The sequence below is a fragment of the Sporolactobacillus terrae genome, assembly GCF_019930545.1.
Classification (GTDB): Bacteria; Bacillota; Bacilli; order Bacillales; family Sporolactobacillaceae; genus Sporolactobacillus; species Sporolactobacillus terrae.
This window is the reverse complement of sequence record NZ_CP082837.1, coordinates 381,425-401,748: the sequence shown is the minus strand read 5'-3', so window position 1 is coordinate 401,748 and position 20,324 is coordinate 381,425. Positions and strand designations below refer to the sequence as shown.

Genomic DNA, 20,324 nt, shown 5'->3' with positions numbered 1-20,324 from the left:
TTGTTTTACGGATAAAATAACATAGTACAGTACATAACTTTTGCTTCATTAAATAAGGACGGGATTTCATGTACGAAAAAAAACAGCTTGGTACCATCAGCATGAATCAATTTAAGCGCAAACAAGAATTTATCACTGTTTTTTGCAATGCGCTTCGCGAACGCAAACCCATGAACCTCTACTTCTTAAACGATCACGGCTACAACATCGCACAAAAAGATCCTGACTATGGTGCTGTCCTTAATCGCGCAGATTACCTGCTCAATGACGGAATCGGGGTCAAACTAGGTGCGAAACTGTGGGGCATTGATCTTGATGAAAATTTAAATGGGACAGACCTGATTCCGCGTTTACTTGACCAGTGCGCGGCGCACCATTGTTCTGTTTATCTGCTTGGATCGACGCAGGAAACGGTCCGTGCTGCAGCGCAAAAATTAATCGCACAGCACCCCAATCTGGTCATTGCCGGCACGCACAGCGGCTATTTTGATTCGGAGCAGTCAATCGTCGAAGCGATCAATCATTCGAATGCTGAGGTCCTGCTTGTCGGTATGGGTATGCCGCTTCAAGAGCAGTTTATTGATCGCAACGCTGCTACCTTAAAACCGCACTTTCGCATTGCCGTGGGCGGATTCATTGATTTTGCTTCAGGCATCAAACCGCGAGCACCGAAAATCATGCGCCGCTTAAACCTTGAATGGCTATTCCGGATGGCACTTGAGCCGCGCAGAATGTGGAAGCGAAACGTCATCGGTCATGCACAATTTTTCGCCAAAGTGATCTGGTTGAAATGGAACCATAAAGAAAAGCGTGTTCCGCCCCACTCTTGATGCGCGGTGATAGAATAAGAGAGGACATACTTTTCGATGAAAGAGGGAGTTCCATGGAGAAACATTTTTTTATCCGCAACCGTGAAAAGCTTTATCAAAAACTGGAAGATCAATCGCTCGTCCTTTTGTTTGCCGGAGAAGCTGCACATCAATCCGCAGACGAGAGCTATCCGTTTTATCCAAACCGCAATTTCTACTACATGACGGGGATTACCGAACCGAAAGTGATCTTTGTTGCCGCAAAATTTGGCGGCAAGGTTGAGGAAACCTTGTTCATTCAGCGTGCGGATCCATGGATGGCGCGCTGGGTCGGTGAAACAATCACTCCAAACGCAGCTCAGGAAGCCTCCGGTGTGCAGAATATCGAACTGCTCGATAAATTCGACCGTTACATTCGCTCAGAACTGGACGCCCGTGTCTACAAACATTTATACGCCGACTTGGAAACAAAGTCATGGGAATTCCCATCGAAACCGGCAAACAAATTTGCTGCTCGCGCAGCCGTATCCTATCCCTATCTCTCGATTCACAATCTGTATCCGACGATTTGTAAATTCCGAGTGATCAAGTCACGTGAAGAAATTGAATTGATTCGCGAAGCCGGGAAAATAACCGCTGATGGCATCAAATACGTGATGGCCAATGCAAAACCAGGGATGAGGGAATATGAACTTGAAGCCTATTTCAATTTTGTGCTGAAAAGCTGCGGCTGCACCCAGTTCGCTTTTCCGACCATTCTCGCCGGTGGTTTTAACGGAACCGTACTTCACTACTCGGAAAACAGCAGCACCGTAAATGACGGCAGTCTGGTCTTATTGGATCTTGGTGCGCAGTACAAGTATTATAACGGCGACATCAGCTACACGTTCCCGGTAAACGGGCATTTCACGGCGCGTCAGAAAACGATCTATGACATTGTGCTGCGCTGCAATCAGGAAGTGTCGAAAATGGCAAAACCAGGGGTTGCTTTTCAAGCGCTAAATGCATTTACTCGCGAATTTTATGCGGAAGAGTTAATGAAAATTGGCTTGATCCAATCCGCTGATGAATTGAGCAACTATTATTTTCACGGCGTCAGCCACTCGCTCGGGCTCGATACACACGATGTGGGACCGTACCGCGACATGGAACTTGCTGCCGGCGAAGTGATCACAAACGAGCCGGGCTTGTATATTCCTGAAGAAAGTATCGGCATCCGTATTGAGGATGATCTTCTGATTACGGAAACCGGCGCTGAAGTTCTGACGACCGGGCTCCCACGGACAACGGATGAAATCGAACAATTTATGGCGGAAAATCGCTAACACATCGATTGTTAAGGCGCCACATTGGGTCCAATTTGCTTAGATGAGATGCAAGGCATTCGCTTTTTACAACGTTTTCCAAAAAATGCGCGGTCAACTCGTGTCGGTTTCCCGGGAAATAATCCCCGCTCTATTCAATACGTCTTCGTTACGACACGCGCGCAAATACAGTTGATCAGGCACAAGAAAACCAGCATTTGGATGTTTCGATCCAGATGCTGGTTTGTTTTGTTTGCCTTTATTTAAGTCCCCATTGTTTCGTGATGGAATCAAGCCAAATTTTTTGCCCGGACTTGTTCATCGTATGACCATCGGCCGCGACAACATCGGCACGCTTTGCTTCTTTTGGCCACTCTGATAAATACTTCACCACTGAAATCTTTTGGTTATCCGCCTCATCTGTCAATTCATCGATGCGTTCATTCATATAAGGAAGTTGCGATGAGTAATTAGGCGGGTTTAAGAAGAAAGCGGCGTGCTTATACTTTTTGCTTAGCTGTTCGGCAATCATCCTCACGACCGTCTGCGTATCTCCGGTACTGACACTGCGGTCATCCGCGTAAATTGGCGGCGTATACAGCACTAAATCAGGACTGCCCTGTGCAGGTTTGAGCAAATCTGCACTTTTTTTCATCACATTCAGTGAATTCAGTCCGTCAATGGTTTTGACGGTTACTGAAAAAAGCGATTCGCCAAATCTGTTGTCAAACGTCTGCTGCAGTTGAGCAGCCAATTCCTGTTCACTTTTTCCGCCAATCATCACAATCTGAACATGTCCATTCTTCTGATTTGCTTTTTCAGCGGCCTTCTTTACAGACTCAGGAAGCTTTGCGAGCTTCTTTTCAAAACTGCGCTGATCTGAATCGTCCGTGCTGAGCCCCTGCAGACGCGCAGAATCCTGTTTGCTTTGTGCAAGGCTGGCTGCTTTTACGCGGTCGATCTTATGGTTCCAATACAGCTTACCACCGATCACGCTTGCAAGACAGAGGACAAAAAAGACAAGTAGTGCTACTTTTTTCATTGTTGTTCACCCTTAGATTACACAGTATGTACGAAAAAATGATTCTGAATTTACTATAATCCATTCATGTACCTTGATGCAATCGTTTCATGGACAAACAGTGCAAATCATTCAGATTTTCCTTCACGAATGACTACAATATTGACACGACGGTTCATCGCTTTATGCGCATCGGTATCATTTTTCACGATCGGACGGTATTCCCCGTAACCGACAAAATGCATGCGTTTTGCTTCAAGCCCGTCCTTATCAATCAAATAATTCATCACCGTCTGCGCGCGAAGTCCCGATAATTCCCAATTGGAACGGATGCCCTTACTCTTGTCGCGAAAAGGTGTATTGTCTGTATACCCCTCGACGCTGATCTCATTCGCTACACTTTTGAGGATCGTCCCGATTCGATTCAGTACCGACTGGGCATTGCTTTTCAAGTCTGCCTTTCCAAGATCAAACAAGATTTTTTCCCGGAAGGTCAGTTGCACGCCGCGCTGCGTTTCAGTCAGCGAGACGTCGGGATCCAGATTATTTTCCTTAATGTATTGATCCAGCTGAACATAGAGCTTGTCCAGATGCTGATTATCTTTTTTCTTTTTCGCGTCGCTAACATTCTCAGGCTCTTTGTCCAGAGGAACGGTTGGTTTGGTCTGTCCCTTATCCACACTCGGATATCCGAGTCCTTCTAAAAGCGAGTCGCCGTGAAAAGAAGTTCTCAGTGAAGAAACGATCGCATTAAATTTTTGATTTTCAATCGAACTCATTGAGTACATGACAATAAAAAAGACCAGCAGTAAAGTGATCAAGTCGGAATAGGTAACGAGCCAGCGTTCTGAATTGTGGCTTGGTTCTTCGGTCCGAGTATAGCGCCTGCGCCTTCTGTTCGGTCTGCTCATAGTTGACCCGCTTCTTGGAACGCTCCCGAAGCCGCTCCGTCACCATTATCACTTGAAAGCTGCTGCTCGACCTTTCGACATTCATCTTCACTCAGAAATGCATAAAGTTTCTTCTTCAAAATCATCGTATTTTCGCCGTATTGTATGGAGAGAATCCCCTCTGTTTTCAACTGGCGGATCATTACTTCGCTTGCTAAGTTGTTTTTGATCTTCGTATAAAGCGGCAAATAGATCACATTGGCACTGCCGACCCCATAAAGCGTTGCGATAAAGGCCACTGCAATTGCCGGTCCTAGTTCCGTAGCGTTTTCCAAGCTTCCTAAGACATGGACTAGGCCCATAACCGTACCGATGATCCCCATCGTCGGTGCATAGCCTCCTGCCGATTCAAAGATCCGGCCTATGGAAAGAATTTTCTGTTCATAGAGTTCAATATCTCGATTCAGTATATCATCGATCGCATCGGAATCGACACCGTCGACCACCATTTGAATGCCATTAGACATGAACGGGTCCTTCTCAAAAGAATCCTGCTCCCCTTCCAAAGCCAACAGTCCTTCGCGTCGTGATACGTTTGCCAAATGAATCAGCTGCACGACGGTATCGCTCGGACGTTCTTTCTTCCCTTGAAAGGCATATTTTAGGATAAATGGAACTTTTGCCAATACTTTTCCGGGAAAACTGACAATAACCGCACCGATTGTCCCTCCGAAAACGATCAAAAAGGCAGTAATTTTTAATAATGCAATCAGCTCGCCGCCTTCAAGAAGAAATCCGACGACTAACGAAAGCAATCCGACCAGCAAGCCGATGACTGTTGCCACATCCATGTAAGTCAACCCTTTCTGCTGCGCTAATACTGTTCTCCTTTCTATATCGGCATGATCGACAAAAATTTAAAGAGAATCTATGGATTCACTACAGCAAAACGCAAAGTTCATGGGACAGCTAAGCTGCGCAACTCATTCTGATTGACTTACCGATGCGGAAAAAACTTCAGCGACAAAGCACCCGATACATCTTAATTTAGCGCAGCACTTTCCCTCAAAGCTTAAAGAGAAAAACTTATCTCCAAATTATGTTAAATCTTTCTCTTTCGTTTTTTTTGTACACTTGATACAATGTAAATTGTTACCTATTGTCGAATTGAGGCGAATCGGTTGATAGCCATTGATCAGCTGTAGCTTCATCCCCCTTATGAAAGGGGTTTCTAATTTCAAACCAATACTCAGACGGAGTTAGTGCATGGGAGTGAGAGGCTATTATGCCTAAAGTCATTAAGCTTGAAAACTTGAAGGACGGGAGCATTTTAGCCAAAGACATTTATATCAATTCATCGGTGCTCTTCCGGACCGGAATGCTGGTCACTTCCGAACTCATCAACTATTTACACCGAAAAGGAGTACGCTCGGTCAGTGTTTTCGATGCTCCGGCATTTGCTCCGTTTCAAAGTACATTCATTCCAAAGGCGCAGCTGCCTGAGCATCAGCACAAAGAACTGACGGCACAGTTTCAGAATGAAATGACACAGATAGCGGATGAATTACGCTATGGACGGATTCTTCATTCTGAAGCTTCCTACCAGTGGGTACGCGAACTGTACCTTAAGTTCTATTCAAATTCCACCGTTCGTTTTCTTATGGACTGTTTGAAGCAATGGGATCCTGTGTGTTATATTCACTCGCTTGATGTGTTTGTCCTGACGAGTCTGTTTTTCAAGCATGTGAATTGGAAAATCAGTCAAGCGTTCATGCTCGGATGCCTGCTTCATGATATCGGAAAGCTGTACACGCCGGTCGAAATTCTATTAAAAAAGGGCAAACTGACTCAGCGTGAATACCAGAGAATTACCGAACATACACTCAATGGGTACCGATTGCTTAAGAAAATGAATTTTCCGGAAGAAACCTGCTGCGTTGCTCGTTCACACCATGAACGGTTAAACGGAAGCGGTTATCCCGATCATTTGCATGTAGACATCAGCGACCATCATTTAATCTTGATGATGATTGTCGATGTCTACTCTGCACTCACAATGAATCGCTCTTACCGAAAACCGATGCTCGCGACAAAAGCGATGCAAATTCTTTTGGTTGACAGTTACACCAAACACTTATTTGACCAATCGATGTGTCACTTATTTATCAATTTTATCCATATGTTCCCGCCGGCAACGAAAGTTGTTCTTACCAATGGAGAATCTGGAATTGTTCTCGCTGATCCAACGGTCTCCGATATTCTCCCCAAAATTAAACTATGGAAAACCGGTCAGGTCATCCAGTTACCAAGCGACCTTTCTGTAACGGTAAAAACAATCATCGGCTGGGACAGTCGCGACTTCATTGAGCAGCAGAGACAAACATGGAGCGCATTTGTTCACTACTTGATTGACGGCGATCACTTAAAAGCACTTGAGTGTCTGGACACGATGTCCGATGGCATGCGTATTGAAGAGGTTTTCATCAAGCTGTTTGAACACGCGATGGACGAGATTGCGCACATGCTTACCCTGAACCAGCTGCTCAAAGCTCAATATATGGTTGCATCGTCTACAGTTGTTCGCTTGATCAGTTGGAAGATGATGGATATTACACGCCAGCTGCGCACGCCCACAATGGGTGAAATCGTCATTGTTAATCTCGATTCAATTCAAGGATTGGCGCGAACCAAGCTGATGAACGACCTCTTCACCATTAATGGATGGAAAACTGAACTCCTCGCTGAAATCGAAGATATCTCGATGATTTCTGAAATAGTGAAGCTGAAAAAGGCTAAATTTCTTGCCTTTTATTGTGCAGACAAATCGCAAACGCCTTTGCTTATTCAGCTGACTGCCAAGATTCACGATGAGTTTCCAGATTTGAACATCTTTGTTCATGGAAGTCAGTCCGGCACGCTTGCAAATGATAGGCGGGCAAATCGTTTCCGATTAAGCACCAATTGCAGTGAGCTCATCCGTAATATGAAGCACTATGTAGTTAGCCAGGTTCGCACTTAAATATTCTATCATTTGCCGGATTCTTATGATCCGCACGAGGACGCCTTTGGAATTCCGGTGGTATCTAGATGCGGCCATGGCGACGATTTCGCCGAAAATGGTATCTTTTTTCTGCTTTACTCAAAAACGGACAGCCCTGCGCTTCGCGCAAAACTGTCCGTTCTTCTTTTCTTTACGTTTAGTTATTTCCAAGCTGTTCATTAATCATGTCATGGACGCGCTGCTGTTCTGCGGAATCCACAACCAAGTAGTAAACGCCGTTGACCATTTGTCCGTTACCTTTAACTTCATAATTAATCATGTTTTCACGCGCATCACGATAGTTAAACGCCAAATTTTTCATGTCATCAAAAGTTAAATTGGTTTTCACGTTGTCTCCCAATGCGTCAAGAATTTGGCTGTAGCGGGTCACTGAAGAGACATTCGCCATCTTATTGACAATCGCCATGATGACCTCACGCTGCCGCTCGTTACGTCCAAAATCCCCCTGCGGGTCAAGATGGCGCATCCGTACATAGCCCATTGCTTTTGCACCGGTGTCCAAATTGATCTGGCCCTTCGCGTAATGATAGCCTTTTTTATAATAGCCTTCATCATGCCAGTCCAATTTGTTATTGACCGTCACGCCTCCGACTGCATCGACAAGGTCACGCATGCCTTCCATATTGATCTTAATGTAAAAATCAAATGGGATGTCGCCTAAGAACTTTTCCGCCGTGCTCTCAGCCATTTTCGTTCCACCATAGGCATACGCCGCATTGATCTTATCATAGGTTCCTCGCCCCACGATTTCGGTTCGCGTATCACGTGGGATCGAGATCATTTGCATGGTTTTCGTGTTCGGATTTAAGGTTGTCGCAATCATTGTATCCGAGCGCCCATGGTCGCCCTGACGTTCATCAACGCCTAATAAAAGCAGACTGATTGGCTTTTTATTGGTGACGGCTTTATGATTACCCTTGCCTGCCGACGTTTCATACATATCTCCTGCAGTTGATGCAACGGAATGGTACATCCACCAAACGTAGCCCGCTCCTGCTGCAAACAGGATAACGATGATACTCCCAATCGTCAGTAGTATTTTTTTCTTCATAGTCTCTTCCCTTTTCTCTTAAATTCACCGCTGCTTCGCCAAAATTCGCTACATTCAGATCATACCATGTTCATGAATCGATGTGAAATGCTGCTAAAAGCGAATTATTGTCCATCAAAGCATATTTTTCGTTTCGTTCACTGCGATTCAGGGGTTCCAATCGTATTCATTAGAAATACTTGGTAAATCACGCCTTTAATGGAAGTTCCTACTTCCGCAGGATGCGGTGACTTCCGCGTTGGGCTTAGGGCGTATACGCTTAGCAAAATGCTTGTGAGGCTCCCTTGGCTCGTGTGATCGTTGTTCCCGCTGGCGTCTCGCAGCTACGCTTTGATTTTCGGTCAAGACACGGGTCTATTGGTTTGAAGACAGGGCAAAACCTTATGCTTTCTTATCCTGTCAGAAAAAAAAACGCAGCGAATGATTTCGCTGCGTCTCTTATCAAGCATGATTGGGCATTCAATCAGTCAACAACTTCGATCTTGTCTTTGCCGCCGAATTTTTCATACCAAGGTGTTGCATTTTCAGCAAGAATAGCGTTAAGTTCTTCAACGTTCTTCCTACCTTGCGTTTGAAGCCATTCAACAGCGCCTTTTTCTCCGCCCTTGCCGTAAGCTTCAACGCCGTCGCGCCATGTTGCACGGCCACAAAGAACGCCGTTGTATTTTGCACCTGCATCATGTGCAAATACAAGCGTCTTTTGGAAGAGTTCCGTTGAAACGCCTGCACTCAGCCAGATGTAAGGAATCGTTGTCAGCTTGTCAACTTCGAGGAAGTAGTTCTTTGCTTCTTCAGCAGTGTAAACCGGTTTGTTTTCGCCGACACCTTCAACACGGCTCATGTCAACAGGAACTTCCAATTTCAGAACGTCGATACCGTAGCGTTCTTGTGTGAAGACTTTGATCGAGTCAAGAACCTTTTGCGGTTTAACTTTTGCATATTCTTCTTTGTCCGTGATCTTTTCGTCATAAGTAACGATTTCGAAGAACAACGGAATATCTTCAGCCTTGCATTCAGAACCAATGCGTTCTACGAAGGCTTTCTTTACATCGTTGATTTCATCTGGTTCATCCGGATCAAAGTAAACGAGCAGTTTAACAGCAGTACCGCCGTTTTCTTTGATGCGCTTTACAGACCAGTTAGGAAGGAGGTCCGGAATACGGCCAGGTTCTGTAGCGTCATAACCTGTCTTTTCATAAGATGTCAGCAGACCGCAAGAAGCTGCGCGTGCTTTGCCGGCAGGAATACCGTATTCAGGATCAAGCAGAATTGCGCTTGCATATGGTGTTAATTCTCTTGAAACAAGTGTTTTGAAATCCGCAAGTTCTTCAACCGTAGCGTCTTTACCTTGTGCTGCGCCGATCATTCTTTTCAATGAACCACGTTGGTCGATTGCCAATGCAGCAATGACGCCGTTCTTGTCAGACAATTGTTCGAGGAATTCAAACTTGCCTTTAGTCATTTTAACCATTAAGTATAACCTCCAAGAATTTTTTGGGAAAAAACTGTCCCAAGCTATAAATAAACGACTAACAACCGCCGAAAAGCAGATGCGGTCAATCGTTTTTATCTCACAATCTTCATTTTACGTCATTATCTGTCATAAAGTCAATTTGATAAATGCAATAATCTTGTGAACAAAATTTTTTCTGACAAACCGACGTACACGGCGCTGCTTAACCAAAAAAAGTTTGGTACAGCAAGAAAAGATTCAAGCAAATGACAATGACCGCAATCCCCCATGCAGCGGCTGTCGTCAACTTATGATTCACAAGTAGACCCATGATCGTTTTCTTGCTCGTAAAAATGACCAACGGAATAATAGCGAGCGCAATGCCGAAAGACAAGACAACCTGACTGATCACGAGAGCCTTTGTTGCATTGGCTCCAGATATAATCAAGATCAGCGGCGGCAGCATCGAGCAGATACGGCGAATGAAGACGGGAATACGTTTATGTATGAACCCCTGCATCATGATGTCCCCCGCAAGCGTCCCAACCGACGAGCTTGACAGTCCTGCAGACAGCAGCCCCACTCCGAACAGGATGCCGGCCATTGGAGCAATATAATTGCTGAATTCATGAAAAGCAACGGACAGGTCATCAATCACTTCTTTGCCGAAAAAGGTGGATCCGGCGACCGTCAGCATAATCGCATTAATAATACCGGCGATCACCATGGCAATCAATATATCAATCTGTTCAAAGCGAAAAATCTTCTTCCGCTCTTGCGCATTACGACCGATGACCCGGCGGCAGGTAAGCCCTGAGTGCATGTAGATCGCATGCGGCATCACCGTTGCGCCAAGAATGCCTGCCGCAAGCAAGACGCTCTCGCTGCCTTGGAATTTCGGAACAAACCCCTGGACAAACGGTTTGAACTCGGGTAAAGAAAAAAGAATTTCACAACTGAATGCGATGACGACAATAAAAACCATCATCGCGATGACCATTTCAAGCGGCCGGAATCCTTTCACCTGAAAAGTAAGAATCAAGAGTGCACAGACAGCGGTCAAAAGGGCAGCCGGGATCATTGGCATACCGAAAACGAGATGAAAACCGAGCGCGGCACCAATAAATTCGGCAAGATCGGTCGCCATAATCATGACTTCCCCTTGAATCCAATAAAAAAAGGAAACCTTCTTTGACCATCGATCACGAATAATTTCCGGCAAATTGTGTGCCGTCGCAATGCCCAGCTTCGCTGACAGCATTTGAATAAGAATAGCCATCACGTTCGAGACAATGACGACCCATAAAAGCAAGTAGCCATATTGTGATCCGGCCTGAATATTTGTCGCATAATTGCCGGGATCGATATACGCAACGGCTGCGATGAAGGCTGGACCGATAAACGGAAGCATCTGCCTCCAGCCCTTTGCTTCCCCAACTGCTTGCTCAAAGGACTGCGTTTCTGGTTCGGCTCCGAATCGTTCGGAAGCTTGTCTTTTTTTCATTCCTTGATTTTCGAATCGATACTGTCCGGTCTTCGAACACTTTTGATCGGACATGACTCTCCTCCTTTTTCACTCAATCAATAGATGTTTCATGAGAGAAACTCTTATAGACTTAACCTACTGTATTTCCAAGCAGATTTCAACTTATTTTTCACTAAAACGCCATAGTTGCAAAATTTAATTTTATTCATCAGCATTCACTGCGGACGCCGCGGGAGCCGAACGAAGAACATATAGAGGAACAAAGCGGAACAAAGCGCGCCGTACAAAGGATAAAGCGTGGCAATCAGCGATCCATAGCCGAATTGTCCAATCACAAACGTGCACAGGATGAGGGCAAGCATCGCCAGCCGGATCGAAAAAAATTTAGGAAAAACGCTGTGCAGCTGCCGCGTCAATCCAAAGATATTGCCGACAAAAGTCGTTAAGATTTCGCCGAAGATCACAGCAATAAATGCGTAATTCATCACCATCCCAAGCGGTCGTACCATCTCCGCCATCGGCATCTCGAAAAGATCGATCCCGGGACGCCCGATCATCATGAGATGAGCAAGCAAGAGAAGTCCGCCAAGTATTGCCCCGCCAAGGATACCGCCGCCGAATATCACCTGTTCATCATCGATATCGCGTGCCATTGGAACGAGGACAATCAGCGCCATAGAAAGGTTATAGGCGGCATAATTAAAAGCGGCCAGCATCCAGCGGATTTGTCCGCTTTCCGGAAACGTTTGCGGGCCGGCTTGGTTCGTCCAAAACGTGAGGACAACAAAAAAGAGCAACAGCGGAACAACCAGAGAATTGATAAACAGCAGCCCGCGCAACCCTTTGAACACGAAAAAGATGCCGATCAATAGCACCAGCAAACTACCCAACTGGCGATTGAGTCCAAGCTGCTCACCGAAGAGCGCCCCGGCTCCGGCAAGCATGACGCCGGTCATACCGAGTGTGATAAAAAAAAGAAGTGCTTGGATGATACTGCCGACCTGCTCGCCCAACATGCGGATCAGCAGCTCATTAAACGAGTAAGCATTCATTCGTTTTGCATAAACCATCATTTTCGTGCCGATCCAGGTCATGATCAGGCCACTGAACACGGCACCAATCGTACCGAACGCATGATATTGGGTGAAAAATTGAATGATCTCTCTGCCTGAGGCAAATCCTGCGCCAACGACGGTCCCCACAAAAGTTGCCGCGACCTGCAGGATCCCCATCACTTTCCGTTTCACCATCGCTCATGCCCCCTCTAGCATTGCCTAAAATGGTCCCTATCGCCATCCTATGCAGCGCTTGTCCCGACAATGCCTTTTCAGTAACCGCTTTACAAGCCAGTTTGCCTCACTTATAATGAATGAAGGTGTAAAAAGACTTTAGGAAAGGGGATATGTATTATGGCAAGCAGAATCCGCAAGACCTCATTAACTTCAATTGTCTTCTGCCGCCGATCCCCGATCCACGGGAATCACTGACGTTTCTATTGACGATTAGGGATGGGCGGCTGCTTGCATGGTCGTACTCATTATGGAAAGACCGTGCAGACGGTCTTTTTTTAATACCTAATTTTCTTATAAAAACGGGGGATATCCATTGAAACTTGAAAAATATGGCTGGAATCAGTATATAGAAAAGTGCTCTCTTACGCTTAATCATGATCAATCGTTTGGTCGCGTGTTCTCAGAATACAAAGGGCAGTACAAACTGATGACCGAGCAGGGCAGCTATCTCGCCGAGGTGACCGGTAAATTTCGCCACCAGGCTAACGGACGCGAAGATTTCCCTGCTGTCGGCGATTGGGTTGTCTGCCGCGAGCGTCCTTCTGAACACAAGGCAGCCATTGACCGCGTCCTGCCGCGCTTCAGCAAATTTTCACGGAAAGCAGCCGGTTCAACAACAGTCGAACAAATTGTTGCTGCCAACATTGACACAGCCTTTCTCGTTATGGCGCTGAATCACGACTTTAATGTTCGCAGACTGGAACGCTACCTGACCATGGCTTGGGACAGTGGTGCCAATCCGGTTGTGCTACTCAGCAAAGCCGACCTTTGTGCCGATCTCGATGCTAAAGTCGCTTCCGTACAGGAAGTTGCGTTCGGGGTGCCGATTATTACCGTAAGCGCCATCGCAGATACCGGAAAAGAGCAACTGGGCGCATATCTTGGCGAAGGGAAAACGGTTGTTTTTCTCGGTTCATCCGGGGTCGGAAAATCAACAATGACAAACTGGCTGTGCGGCGAGATCATTCAAAAGGTAAACGCCGCTCGCGCGGACGATGATCGCGGTCGGCATACAACCACGAGCCGCGAACTGATTGTGCTGCCGAATGGTGGGGTCATTATTGACACCCCGGGGATGCGCGAGCTGCAACTGTGGACAGCTTCGGAGGATTCGCTTGACCACAGTTTTACCGACATTGAAACGCTGGCTGTTCGGTGCCGGTTCCGCGACTGCTCGCATCAGAATGAGCCGGGCTGCGCTGTTCAAGAAGCGCTGAACACTGGTGCGCTCAGCCAGTCGCGTTACGACAGTTATCTGAAATTACAGCGCGAACTCGCTTTTATCCGGCGCAAGAATAACGTTCAAGAACGCCTCAAAGAAAAAGCACGCTGGAAGAAAATTCATAAAGCGATACGCAAAAAACACGAATAAGCCGATGGATGGACAAAATAGATCGTTCGCTTAAGGAGACTGCCCCTGTGGCGGTCTCCTTAAAGCATTGCAGCATATCTTTGGAGGGTCACCTATTTTTTCATCGCGTAAAATGATTCGGAGATACCCTGGGTCACTTGAAAAGGAGAATACTGATGAATCAAAATTTGCAGCCGTTACGACACGAAGATTTCGACCTGTTTTTTCAAATTATGGAACAGTCTTTTCCAAGCGTGGAAGTGCGTCCGCGCGATCACGAATATGACTTGCTCAATGAAGATGCATTTACACTATGGGCGCGTTATGATGCGGCGAATCGTTTTCTTGAAGGATTTATCGCAGAGTGGGCGTTTCGCGATTTTCTGTTTATCGAACACTTTGCAGTCGCCCCGAAGCTGCGCGGAAAAGGCATCGGCGGACAAATGCTCAAAGCCTATTTGAGACAAGCAGACAGACCGGTGCTGCTCGAGGTGGAAGAGCCTGAAACGGAACTGGCTGAACGCCGCATCCAGTTTTACCAGCGCAACGGATTTATGCTTAGCTCATTTGGTTATGTACAACCGGACTTGCGCCGTACCGGCGATCGTGTTCGGCTTCGGCTGATGCAATATCCGCAAGCACTATCTGAAAGCGAATTTCAACAGCGAAAAGCTGCAATCTTTCGCCTTGTTTATAAGCGCGTTATGTAGTAAAAAGATCGGCCGGGCTCGCAACCGTCCGATCCTTTCGTTTTTAGCAAACCCAAGTTGCACCAATGATAATCAAAAGAATGAATAAAACAACCACCAATGCGAAGCCTGAGTTATTACCAAATCCTACTGGAGCTCCCATAGTCCTCATCACCTCCGTGGGTTCATTCCTATCCTATGCATACGCCCCAAAATGCGTCTCTCCTAAATTTCTATTTGGGCACTCGGTATGAAACCGCTTGTTTATGCCCATCCTGATCCACTGTGATAGAATGATAATGATTTGTGCTGCGACATATAACGCTGCACAGAAACGTGATGTTGGATTGTGGAGGTGCCTCACTCAATGGAAAATTTTGAAAAACTGCTCGATCACTACGCCGATATTACGGTTAAAGTTGGCTTAAATGTGCAGAAGGATCAGGAAGTCATGATCTTCGCACCAATTGAATCGCCGGAGATTGTGCGTAAGGTCGTGAAAAAAGCTTATGAAGCCGGCGCGCGAAATGTTTATGTCGAATGGAATGATGAAGCATTGACCCGCCTCAGACTCAGCCTTGCTCCTGAAGCATCGTTAAATACGTTCCCGACATGGAAAGCTCGCGCACATCAAGAACTGTCGGATCAAAAGGCTGCGTTTCTTTATATTTACTCGCCGAATCCTGATCTGCTGAACGGCATTGACGCGAAACGAATTGCCGCAGCGCAAAAGGCGGCTGCAGCAGCAAACAAGCAATTCTCAAATGATAAGAGCAGCGCGAAGGTTAGCTGGACGATTATCTCAGTGCCAACGCTGGCCTGGTCGAAAAAGATCTTCCCGGACCTCCCTGCTGATGAACGCATCGATGCACTATGGAAACAGATCTTTGCGATTACACGTGCGGATGCAGCCGACCCTGAGACTGCATGGAAAAAGCATATCCAGTCCTTAAGCGACAAACTGGATGACTTCAACTCGGCGCGGTTTAAAAAACTGCACTACAAGGGTCCGGGCACAGATCTTGTGATTGAGCTTCCTGACAAGCATCTGTGGGCGGGCGGTGGAATGGTTAACGATCAGGGCATTCCGTTCCAGCCGAATATGCCAACTGAAGAAATCTTCACCTTGCCGCTGAAAACAGGAGTAAACGGTACCGTTGCAAGTACGAAGCCGCTCAACTTCGGCGGAAACCTGATCAATCAGTTCTCACTCACATTTAAAGAGGGAAAAATTGTTGATTATGCTGCAAAGCAAGGTTTGGATACACTGCGTCAGATCATTGAAACGGATGAAGGCTCGCATTACCTTGGCGAAGTTTCGTTAGTCCCGCATCACTCACCGATCTCGGATACAAATTTGATTTTCTATAATACGTTGTTTGATGAAAATGCTTCATGCCACCTCGCGATCGGTCACTCCTACCCGTTTAATTATCAAGGCGGTCGGAAGATGACCTTAGACGAGTTAAGCACGCACGGGGCCAACCAAAGCTTGATGCATGTTGACTTCATGATTGGATCCGGCGAGTTGGACATCGATGCTGAGGCTACAGACGGAACGCTAACTCCAATCTTCCGCAGCGGCAACTGGGTGATCTGAAACAAACGAAAAAGCGCCAAGCAAACCGTTATTCACGATGCCTTCCTCCCCTGGCGTGCCGCTCTATTGGATACCAAAAAAAGTCACCCGATGTACTAGGGTGACTTTTTTTACTAGATTGCTTAAATTTTAAACCGTTTGATTTCTTCTTGCATGATTTGTGCTTGTTGTTCTAGCTCACCGGCAAGCCGGTTCAGCTCTTCCATTGATGCGGTCTGTTCTTGAACAGATGCGCTCATTTCTTCCGTGCTTGCCGCGGTCTCCTCGCTCGTTGCGGCAATCGTTTGTGCACCTTGTGTGACCTGTTCAATTTGTTGATGCGTCATGATGATCGCATCGGCAATCGTCTCCATGCCTTTAACATTTTGTTGAATCGTTTTCTCGATTTCCTTAAATGCATGATTTGATTCTGAGACTGCATTAGTCTGACCTTGAAGGACCGTAGCGGTCTGATCACAATAGGCAACGGCCTGCTTAATTTCTTCATTCATTGATTGAACCGACGCGGTTACTTCTTTTAAAGAATCGTTGGTTTGCTGAGCCAGCTTGCGAATTTCACCTGCGACAACGGCAAATCCCTTGCCATGTTCGCCTGCATGTGCCGCTTCAATGCTTGCGTTCAGCGACAACAGATTGGTTCTTCGCGCAATACCATCGAGAACATCAACAATCTGGTGCACATTTTTTGCATGCTCATCAAGCTTCTGCACCGTAGTGATGATTTTGTGGGTCGTATCCGCCGACGACCTCGACTGGCTGGACAAATGATTCATTTTCTCGCGTCCGCCACTCGCATGATCCTTCATCTGGTTGGCTCCAGCAAGTGCCTCTTTACTTTGCTGATCAATTTGGTTTACTTGTTGCAACAACTTCTGAAGTGACGCTTGGCTTTCATCGATTGAGGCCGATTGATTCGACGCTCCTGCCGCAATTTCCGTCACAGTAGCAGTGATTTCATTCGCCGAAGCTACGTTTTCCTCACTGCTGGCAACCAAGGTCTGTGATGCGCCGGTAATCTGTTGCGATACATCCGCCATCTTTTTCAGTGCTTGACGGTTCGTACGGGCAAGCGCGTTGATGCTGTGCGTCAATTGCGCAAATTCATCTTTGCCTTCAATCGGGATGACAACCGTCAAATCGCCCTTTTCAATTTTACCTGCTGCCGTTTGAATCTTCTTCAATCGTTTAAGCATGACGCCGAACACATAGATGATATACAAGATGGCAACCGCAATGATGATTAAAATGGTTAACACAGACGGCAGTGCGATTAGATTCGCTTTGTTGGCGATTTCGCCATTATCAATGATCCCGAGCAGCGTCCAACCGGAAGTTTTATTTGTTTTGAACACGACCAGCCGTTTTACGCCGTCAATCGTTGCATAAAAACTTCCGTTCTTCCCCATTTGATGCATTTTTTTATAAAAATCCTGTTTGGCAACACTTTTGCCGACTTGATCCTGGTTTGCTGATGCAATATAGGTCCCCTTGCTATCCAGCAACGCGGCATAGCCGTTGTCGCCCAGTTTTGAAGCACTGACCTCACGAACAATCGATTGGATGAACAGATCCATTTTGATGACACCTTTGACACGATTGCCGTCAACCACTGCCTGTTCAACACTGACAACATTCTGCTTGGTCACTTGGTCAATATAGGGGTCCGTCCAAATGGACTTGCCCTTACCGGCGGCCCCTTCCTGGTACCATCTTTCTGCCGTTGGGTCATAGCTGCTTGAAAAGAAATAAAGCGGCGAACGGACAATGTCCTTTTTTGCAGAAGCATAAGTTAATGCCTGGTACTTGGTATTTGAACTGAGTACATTTTCAAAGCTTTGCTGTATTTGATTAAAATTTTTGTCCACGTTGTTTAACATTGGGTTTATCGTAAACTGACGGACAACCGACTGCGCATCGTCAAAATAGGTATTAAACGTTTGATCGGTGGCGTTCAGCTGCTGAGTTGTTGCGGTGGTCAGCTGTTCACGAATCAATCGTGCACCATAGAAATAACTGAATGCTGCACCAATGATGCTGACGATCACCATTACCGACACGATTGGAATCAGCAGCTGCTTGCGAAGGCTCATATTCTGCAACGCCCGTCCGTTTATGTAGCCAAAGAGATGCTGAATAAAACGGATCACACGATTATCCTTCTCTTCAATGCGGTGCGGTTTGTTCCTTAACTTTTTATCTTTTTTTGTTTCTTTTTTCCCCAAGTATCTCTCCCCCTAAATCTGCCGAAATTGCACGCCGGCTTCTCTTTATTTTGTTTGCCTGTCACTGCATAGCATCGCACGAATCGCTTCTGCATCGCTCTCCAAATCGGCTGCCAGCTTGCTTAGATGATCCAGCCCGGCGGTTTGCTCCTCGATCGATGCCGTTGCTTGTTCGGTACCTGCCGCGTTCTGCTCGCTGATTTGTGCCATGCCGTCGATGGTTGTCTTGATCTCCTGAGTGCGTTCCGACATCTCTTTAATCGATGCTGTGATCATGCCGATTTGTTTCCGGTTCTCCGCAACAGCCTCCGTAATCTGTGCTGAAGCTTTTTCAAAGTCGGCGACAACGACAAACTGTTCTTCAAGCACTTTGCTCGTCTTGCCGGCAAAGGTGACGGTGTGCGCCGTGTCGGCGCGAATGCCATTAATTAATTCAGAGATTTCGTTCAGCGCTTGATCCGTCTGTTCCGACAATTTACGCACTTCATCCGCAACAACGGCAAATCCTTTTCCCTGTTCACCGGCACGTGCCGCTTCAATTGCCGCATTTAGCGCCAAAAGATTGGTCTGCCCGGCAATTTCCGATACATCCGTTATAATCTGACCGACATTTTTCGAGCGTGCCTCTAATGAAGCAATGGCATCGATAATGTCCGCGGTTGCACTGATTGTGCGTTCCGAGTGCTTGCGCAGCTTAGTGACCGATTGTTTATTTCGGTCCGAGACGTCGATAAGCTGCTCTGCCCCGGTACTCATCAGAGCAGTTTGTTCTTCAATCTCGTTCGTCCGTTCTTTTAACTGATCGGTTGCCTGTTTATTTTTGCTCATGAGTTCCGCTTGATCCGAGGCACCTGCGGCAATTTCACTCATCGCCGATCCGATCTCGCTTGAGGAGGCGCGATGTTCTTCGACATTGGCCGCAATCGTTTGCGATGCATTCTTCACCTTCTCAGAAACATCCGTCATCATACCGACACGCGCGTGGTTCGTCTGAATCATGCGGTTGATGTCTGCAGCAAGCCGCGACAATTCATCGTTTTCCGTATCATGAGCGATCGTTTGCAGATCTCCTTCCTCTGCTTTGCTCACGGCTGCCCGCAGCCGTTTTACGCGAAGATTATAGGCGTTGAAAATGCCATATAAGGAAGCAACACCAATAATAAGGACTGCGACCGCTGCGCCAAACGCAGCGATCAGCCATTCATTGCGCCCAAAGAAATAGAATAGAAAAGCAGTGGCTAGAGCGCCAAGACAAAAGATCGCAAAATAAGCACTGTGGAGGTTGTACCTCCTTGGCGTTCGTTTGTTGTTTTTATTGTTCTTCTCTGAAGTTTCCACCGATGATTCCTCCCGCAAAAAAACCAATCGTTTACCATTCACAAACTGAAGTGACTATACGCTCTTTATATCGGTTTATAACCTTAAAAGGTTTAAAGCGTTTTGCCTTATTCACGCTGACTCTGCCCAAAATGCGTCGTCCGTTGCGGCTGATGACTGCCAGTGTAAAACAGGTAATAGTACACGTCGAGCAGAAATACGATCACCATCGCCAGAACCATGCCTGAAAAATCAAAGGTAAACGTATCGATCAGATGTCCGGTACGTCCCGGCACAAAAGTCTGATGCCATTCATCGAACATGGCATAGCAAAGTGAAATGGCCGGTCCGCAAAGGTAGCAAAGCAGACGCGGCATCACCGTTGTCATGAACAGATTGATCAGCATAAAGGTCAGTAAGCAGTATTCTGCCACATGGCTTGCCTTGCGAAACACAAATTCAAACAGTGCATACGGGTCATCAGAGGTCACATGCTGCCCGCTGTAGTAGAAATCAACATGCGGAAAGGTTTCCGCTGTCCACTGGAAATGTGCCTTTAAAAACGGCTGGAGATCCTGTTCGGCATAGGGGGTCGATGAGCCTTTGTAGATTAAGCCGATAATCACTAGAATAAGGACGAGCCAGAAAAAGAACGCTTTACGATTTTTCAGCATTTTTCCATCTCCCATCATAAATATGTATCTATAAAAAGTTTTCTCACAGCGCAAGAATCATCGTTTTCACATCATTATTGTAAATTTTTTTTTACAAATGCTTC

17 protein-coding genes are annotated in these 20,324 nt (G+C 46.4%); 6 read left to right on the top strand and 11 right to left on the bottom strand.

Translation table 11 applies throughout. The annotated features are described in order from the left end of the window. Positions 1-68: 68 nt before the first annotated feature. The gene (locus K7399_RS01765; protein ID WP_223362457.1) at positions 69-830 is read left to right on the top strand and encodes a WecB/TagA/CpsF family glycosyltransferase; all 762 of its coding nucleotides are present in this window, start codon (positions 69-71) and stop codon (positions 828-830) included. A 53-nt stretch (positions 831-883) separates the two neighbouring features. Continuing rightward, on the top strand, positions 884-2,134 hold the full coding sequence (locus K7399_RS01760; protein WP_028977763.1) for an aminopeptidase P family protein: 1,251 nt from the start codon (positions 884-886) through the stop codon (positions 2,132-2,134). 238 nt (positions 2,135-2,372) lie between these two features. On the opposite strand, the gene K7399_RS01755 is transcribed toward K7399_RS01760, so the two are convergent. The 3 genes from K7399_RS01755 to K7399_RS01745 all read right to left on the bottom strand — a co-directional run bounded on the left by K7399_RS01755 (position 2,373) and on the right by K7399_RS01745 (position 4,875). Next, positions 2,373-3,155, bottom strand: a complete 783-nt coding sequence (locus K7399_RS01755) for a hypothetical protein (protein ID WP_028977764.1) — start codon at positions 3,153-3,155, stop codon at positions 2,373-2,375. A gap of 107 nt (positions 3,156-3,262) precedes the next feature. Then, positions 3,263-4,045: a flagellar motor protein MotB gene (locus tag K7399_RS01750; protein ID WP_028977765.1), complete on the bottom strand. Its 783-nt coding sequence runs from the start codon at positions 4,043-4,045 to the stop codon at positions 3,263-3,265. Further along, positions 4,042-4,875, bottom strand: coding sequence for a flagellar motor protein (locus K7399_RS01745; RefSeq protein ID WP_028977766.1), 834 nt, complete (start codon positions 4,873-4,875; stop codon positions 4,042-4,044). The genes K7399_RS01750 and K7399_RS01745 overlap by 4 nt, the downstream gene beginning before the upstream one ends. 434 nt (positions 4,876-5,309) lie before the next feature. On the opposite strand from K7399_RS01745, the gene K7399_RS01740 reads away from it, so the two are divergent. Next, a complete protein-coding gene (locus K7399_RS01740) occupies positions 5,310-7,043 on the top strand; it encodes an HD-GYP domain-containing protein (protein ID WP_028984330.1) in 1,734 nt (577 codons plus the stop codon). Between the two features lie 178 nt (positions 7,044-7,221). Here the strand turns inward: K7399_RS01740 and K7399_RS01735 are convergent, their stop codons facing one another. The 4 genes from K7399_RS01735 to K7399_RS01720 form a co-directional block, all read right to left on the bottom strand. Then, a complete protein-coding gene (locus tag K7399_RS01735) occupies positions 7,222-8,136 on the bottom strand; it encodes an LCP family glycopolymer transferase (protein WP_139692893.1) in 915 nt (304 codons plus the stop codon). Between the two features lie 463 nt (positions 8,137-8,599). Then, positions 8,600-9,607 carry a tagatose-bisphosphate aldolase gene (gene lacD / locus K7399_RS01730; RefSeq protein WP_010026649.1) on the bottom strand — a complete coding sequence of 336 codons (1,008 nt, stop codon included), beginning with the start codon at positions 9,605-9,607 and terminating at the stop codon, positions 8,600-8,602. Between the two features lie 205 nt (positions 9,608-9,812). Continuing rightward, on the bottom strand, positions 9,813-11,093 hold the full coding sequence (locus K7399_RS01725) for an Nramp family divalent metal transporter (protein ID WP_223362579.1): 1,281 nt from the start codon (positions 11,091-11,093) through the stop codon (positions 9,813-9,815). Positions 11,094-11,290: 197 nt separating this feature from the next. Next, entirely contained in the window at positions 11,291-12,325 is a 1,035-nt protein-coding gene (locus K7399_RS01720) for a YkvI family membrane protein (RefSeq protein ID WP_028977770.1), read from the bottom strand. Between the two features lie 355 nt (positions 12,326-12,680). On the opposite strand from K7399_RS01720, the gene rsgA reads away from it, so the two are divergent. Together rsgA and K7399_RS01710 are read left to right on the top strand one after the other, a co-directional pair. Further along, positions 12,681-13,739 (top strand): ribosome small subunit-dependent GTPase A, encoded by a 1,059-nt coding sequence (rsgA, locus tag K7399_RS01715; protein ID WP_051578065.1) that lies wholly within the window; start codon positions 12,681-12,683, stop codon positions 13,737-13,739. 155 nt (positions 13,740-13,894) lie between these two features. Next, complete coding sequence (locus K7399_RS01710) at positions 13,895-14,428, top strand: GNAT family N-acetyltransferase (RefSeq protein WP_037563845.1); 534 nt, start codon at positions 13,895-13,897, stop codon at positions 14,426-14,428. 43 nt (positions 14,429-14,471) lie between these two features. Here K7399_RS01710 and K7399_RS01705 read toward each other — a convergent pair whose 3' ends face one another. Beyond that, positions 14,472-14,570: a YjcZ family sporulation protein gene (locus K7399_RS01705; protein ID WP_128166358.1), complete on the bottom strand. Its 99-nt coding sequence runs from the start codon at positions 14,568-14,570 to the stop codon at positions 14,472-14,474. Positions 14,571-14,774: 204 nt separating this feature from the next. Between K7399_RS01705 and K7399_RS01700 the strand changes: the two genes are divergently transcribed. Next, positions 14,775-16,007 (top strand): aminopeptidase, encoded by a 1,233-nt coding sequence (locus K7399_RS01700; protein WP_028977773.1) that lies wholly within the window; start codon positions 14,775-14,777, stop codon positions 16,005-16,007. Between the two features lie 122 nt (positions 16,008-16,129). Here K7399_RS01700 and K7399_RS01695 read toward each other — a convergent pair whose 3' ends face one another. The 3 genes from K7399_RS01695 to K7399_RS01685 form a co-directional block, all read right to left on the bottom strand. Continuing rightward, positions 16,130-18,229, bottom strand: a complete 2,100-nt coding sequence (locus tag K7399_RS01695) for a methyl-accepting chemotaxis protein (protein WP_028977774.1) — start codon at positions 18,227-18,229, stop codon at positions 16,130-16,132. Between the two features lie 45 nt (positions 18,230-18,274). Beyond that, positions 18,275-19,567 (bottom strand): methyl-accepting chemotaxis protein, encoded by a 1,293-nt coding sequence (locus K7399_RS01690; protein ID WP_028977775.1) that lies wholly within the window; start codon positions 19,565-19,567, stop codon positions 18,275-18,277. Positions 19,568-19,674: 107 nt separating this feature from the next. Continuing rightward, positions 19,675-20,220, bottom strand: coding sequence for a VanZ family protein (locus tag K7399_RS01685; protein ID WP_051578066.1), 546 nt, complete (start codon positions 20,218-20,220; stop codon positions 19,675-19,677). Positions 20,221-20,324 lie beyond the last annotated feature (104 nt).